General features: G+C 65.2%; 5 protein-coding genes. 3 read left to right on the top strand and 2 right to left on the bottom strand.

Features of this window, described 5'->3' with window-relative positions; translation table 11 throughout:
* From Q9R39_RS24415 to Q9R39_RS24425, 3 genes are all read left to right on the top strand, one after another.
* The coding region (locus Q9R39_RS24415) for an ATP-binding protein (protein ID WP_311278425.1) at positions 1-414 on the top strand (414 nt) is incomplete at its 5' end.
* A gap of 23 nt (positions 415-437) precedes the next feature.
* Complete coding sequence (locus tag Q9R39_RS24420) at positions 438-686, top strand: WS/DGAT domain-containing protein (protein WP_311278426.1); 249 nt, start codon at positions 438-440, stop codon at positions 684-686.
* Positions 687-1017: 331 nt separating this feature from the next.
* Positions 1018-2484, top strand: a complete 1467-nt coding sequence (locus tag Q9R39_RS24425; RefSeq protein ID WP_311278428.1) for an IS1634 family transposase — start codon at positions 1018-1020, stop codon at positions 2482-2484.
* Here Q9R39_RS24425 and Q9R39_RS24430 read toward each other — a convergent pair whose 3' ends face one another.
* Complete coding sequence (locus tag Q9R39_RS24430; RefSeq protein WP_311278427.1) at positions 2485-3114, bottom strand: DUF664 domain-containing protein; 630 nt, start codon at positions 3112-3114, stop codon at positions 2485-2487.
* A 135-nt stretch (positions 3115-3249) separates the two neighbouring features.
* Complete coding sequence (locus Q9R39_RS24435) at positions 3250-3807, bottom strand: DinB family protein (RefSeq protein ID WP_311278429.1); 558 nt, start codon at positions 3805-3807, stop codon at positions 3250-3252.
* Between the last annotated feature and the right edge of the window lie 195 nt (positions 3808-4002).

Raw genomic sequence — 4002 nt, forward strand, 5'->3', positions numbered from 1 at the left:
GGCAAGACCTACCTCGCCCAGGCGCTTCTCAACGCGGCGTGCCGAAAGTACTACACCGCGAGGTTCTTCCGACTCGACGACCTGGCCAACCGGCTCGCCGTACTGGAGCCGACCTCGCAGCGCCGGCTGGACTTCCTCACTGACCTGCACAACTGCGACCTGCTAGTGCTGGACGACTTCCTGACCACGCCGGTGGCGCCGCACACCGCGGCGGAGCTGCTCAACATTCTGGCCGCTCGCGAAGGCCGCGGGTCGACTCTGGTGACCTCGCAGTTCGATCCGCCCGATTGGTACAAGTCGCTCCAGGACGCGGTCATCGCCGAGTCGATCCTCAACCGGATCGTCGCCGGCGCCGAGATCATCGCCCTCGACGGACCAAACATGCGACGACACCTCGCCACGGCAACGCCATAGCGGCCCAGCGGTCGGACGGGCAGATGCCGCTATCCGATGCCCGTCCGACCGCTACCCGATCATCAGAACCGCGCTTTCCGAAAGGCGTCCCAAACAGCCTGCTGGGGTGGGTGCCGATGACAGGTGACCAGTCCCTGGGCGTCTGCATCTACAGTTGCAACGGCCCGGTCTCCGTGGGTATCGCCACCGATGCCGGACTCGTTCCCGAGCCCGGCATCCTGGCGCGCATGATCGGCGAGCAGTTCGAGACCTTCGCCGGTTGGAACGAGTAGCCCGGCGGAGATCACAAAGCGGATCAGCTCCCACAGGCTCTCGGCCCTCACCGACCCCCGACCCTCACCGTCGCTGGTCCCGAGCCCCCGCAGAACTCCTCACCATTGCGGCGCCGGGACCTCGGGGTGCTCGGCGAACCACGTGCCGATGTAGGACCCGACTTGGCTCAATTTGGTGTGAGGCATCCCATATTGACGGCTCTGCCTGCGGGGATAGTGGTCGAGCAGCCGGTTTTTCCGCACTAAGCGGGTAGGCCGGGGTGGCTGGGTAGATTCGATATTCGTGAGCCCCTACGTCCGAACCGTGAAGACCGCGTCGGGGGCGACGGCGGTGCAGGTGGTTTTCTCTGAGAGCCGGGGTTCGAAGAAGCTGAAGCACGTCGGTTCGGCTCATGACCAAGAGCAGTTGGCTCTGCTTCAGGCCAAGGCGCAGCAGATCATCGACGGCGAGCAACAGTCACTTGACCTGGGAATTGACCTGACGCCAGCAGGCACGGGGTCCAAGCAGGCGCCGGTGCCGGTGACCTCCGAACGGGCGGGCCACCTGATCGAGGCCATCACCGGCGCGTACAGGGCGCTCGGGTTCGACGAAGCGACTAAAGGCGATCGGGTGTTCGCTGACCTGGTGGTGGCCAGGATCGTCCAGCCCGGTTCCAAACTCGATTCGGTGGAGACGTTGGCCGAGATCGGCATCGTCAGCGCCAGCTACGCCACGATCAAGAGGCGACTGCCGGCGTATTCCGCCGATGAGTTCCGCCAGCGCCTGACCGCGGCATGTGCCGCGCACGCCGGGATCGGCCCCGGCGTCCTGGTCCTCTACGACGTCACCACTTTGTATTTCGAGACCGATGAGGGCGATGAGTTCCGCAAGCCCGGCTTCTCCAAGGAACGCCGTCTGGAACCGCAGATCACCGTCGGCCTACTCTCAGATGCGTCCGGGTTTCCGCTGGCAGTAGGCGCATTCGAGGGCAACATGGCCGAGACCCGCACCATGCTGCCCATGCTCGAACGGTTCGCTGCCACCTACAAGGTTGATGACATCACCGTCGTGGCCGATGCCGGCATGTTCTCCGACGGCAACAAGAAGGCCATCATCGACGCCGGTCTGCACTACATCCTCGGCGTGCGCACCCCGGAGGTCCCGTACGTGCTGCAGGCCTGGCGCAAAGCCAACCCCGAGGCCGAGTACACCGACGGGCAGACGTGGACGATGTCCGACCGGAGCGGTCGTGGGCCGGACGGGGTGCCGCATTCGGTGACGTATTACCGGTACTCGTGGGACCGGGCTCGCCGCACCCTCAAGGGCATCAACGAGCAGGTCGACAAAGCTGAGAAGGCCGTCGCGGGGAAGATCGGGATCAAACGGAATCGTTTCGTTGACCTCAAAGCGCCGAAGAAGCAGGTCAACTGGGCGCTGGTGGACAAGAACCGAGCATTGGCCGGGATCAAGGGATACGAGACCTCCCGCGTAGATCTGACCGCTGACCAGGTCATCGGCTCCTACCGACAGTTGTTGAAGATCGAGAAGTCGTTCCGCATGTCCAAGTCAGACCTGAAGGCACGGCCGATCTACCACCACAAACGTGACTCCATCGAGGCGCACCTGACCGTGGTCATGGCCGCGATGGCGGTGGGGCATCTGCTTGAGCAACGCTCCGGATTATCTCTGAAACGTCTGGTCAGAACGCTGAAGCGGTACCGCACCTTCGAGCTGACCATCGCCGGCCAAACCGTCCACGCCGCCTCACCGCTGCCACCGGAGATAGCCGAGCTCATCACGAAGCTCGAGGCCCCATGACTACCGCAATAATTTGAGCCAAGTCGGGGGGACCTCGGGGTGCTCGGCGAACCACGTGCCGATGTAGGACATGTCGATACCCTGGTCGCCGGCGATGAGCTCGAACATCGTGCTGCCGTCGATCGCTTCTCGCAAGATGTCGGCATGTCCGCTGTGCCGCCCGATCTCGTTGACGGCGAGCAACACGGCCCAGCGTCCGTTGAACGCCGGGAGGTCCGGCGGGAACCACGGCATCTCAGCCGGAACGGGCACGGCCACGTCGAGGTCCACACGTCGCAGATGCTCGAGCGCCGCAGCATGCCGTCGGTCGAACTCGGCGAGGACGTCCTCGGCGGTCGCGTCAGGCGCGACCTCGTTGACGGTGGCCAGGTGCTCGAAGGACTCGACGAGCGTCCGGCCGGTCTCGAGCGGTCCGGGCCCGGCGGCGGCGCGCGCGATCCAGGTCTCGGCCACCTCACCGATGTGCAGGATCAGCCATCCGAGTGTGAGCTCGCTCGTCTCGATCGGGCGGGCTCGGAGTTGGTCGCCGGTGAGCCCGGAGACGATGGACCGTGCGTTGGTGAGCCAGACGTCGACCCATTCGATGAGGCTGTCGAGCTCGGTGGTCGTCGTTGCTGCGAATAGTGGCATGACTACTCCTTGGTGTCGGTGGTGCTGATGTGGGCGTGGTGGGTTGTTCGAGCGTGAAGTTCGCGGCCTGGCGACGTGTCGCCGGGACGGTTCGTCGACGGGGCGAGGCGCCGGCGAACTGACGCGCCGACGTGGTCAGTGGGTCGTGGCGTAGAGGTCGCGTAGCAGGCACATCTCGGCTCCGTGGTGGATGACCTCCCGGTTGATGTGGAGCACGAGCATCGCCATGGGCGCGTCGGCCCACGGTCCTTCGTCGGGGCCGACGGGTGCGGCGAGTGCTTCGGCATCCAGGCCCCGTACCCCGTCCATCCAGCCGGCGTAGACGGTGTCGAGTTGGGCCAGACCGCCGGCGGCGTTGCCGGCGTAGTCGTGGGTCATGTAGTCGTGCGGTGGTCCCCCGAAGTGGGAGTGCCAGCGTGCCCCGAGGACGCCGACGACGACGTGACCGATGCGCCACGCGATCGTCGTCAACGGGGCCGGATCGGGCTCAGGAAATGCGAACTCGATCGTGAAGTCGCCGGATCCTCCCTGGACCGCGGCGAGGCCGGTGCCCCGGGGGCGTACGCCCCAGGTCCGCTCGTCGGGCGCAGGGGAGAAGTGGTATTCATCGTCGGTCATCCCGTCCAGGCGGGGGCGGAGTTGGTCGGTCCAGTGGCGTTCGAGTTGGTCGACGAGCTGAGTCGTCCAGTCGATCGTGAGGTTTGGTGTTCATCGGATCCTCCCGGGCTGATCGAGCGTCTCGTGATGTGTGGCTTTGCGGTCAAGCAGAAGCATCACACGCCAACCGGACAGGGTCAAGCCCAGCGTTCCAGTGATCACGAGACCCAAGTGTGCCACCTCTGCCTACTAGAGCGAGGCAGGCCAGCCGACTTAAACGCGGGCGTAACC

Origin of the sequence: Gordonia sp. AC31 (genome assembly GCF_031844505.1) — a bacterium.
GTDB lineage: Bacteria > Actinomycetota > Actinomycetes > Mycobacteriales > Mycobacteriaceae > Gordonia > Gordonia hongkongensis.

What these genes read in the sequence shown, in the direction of transcription:
- Q9R39_RS24420 (WP_311278426.1), top strand. Translation starts at nt 438, where the DNA reads ATGCCGCTATCCGATGCCCGTCCGACCGCTACCCGATCATCAGAACCG.
- Q9R39_RS24430 (WP_311278427.1), bottom strand. Translation starts at nt 3,114, where the DNA reads ATGCCACTATTCGCAGCAACGACGACCACCGAGCTCGACAGCCTCATC.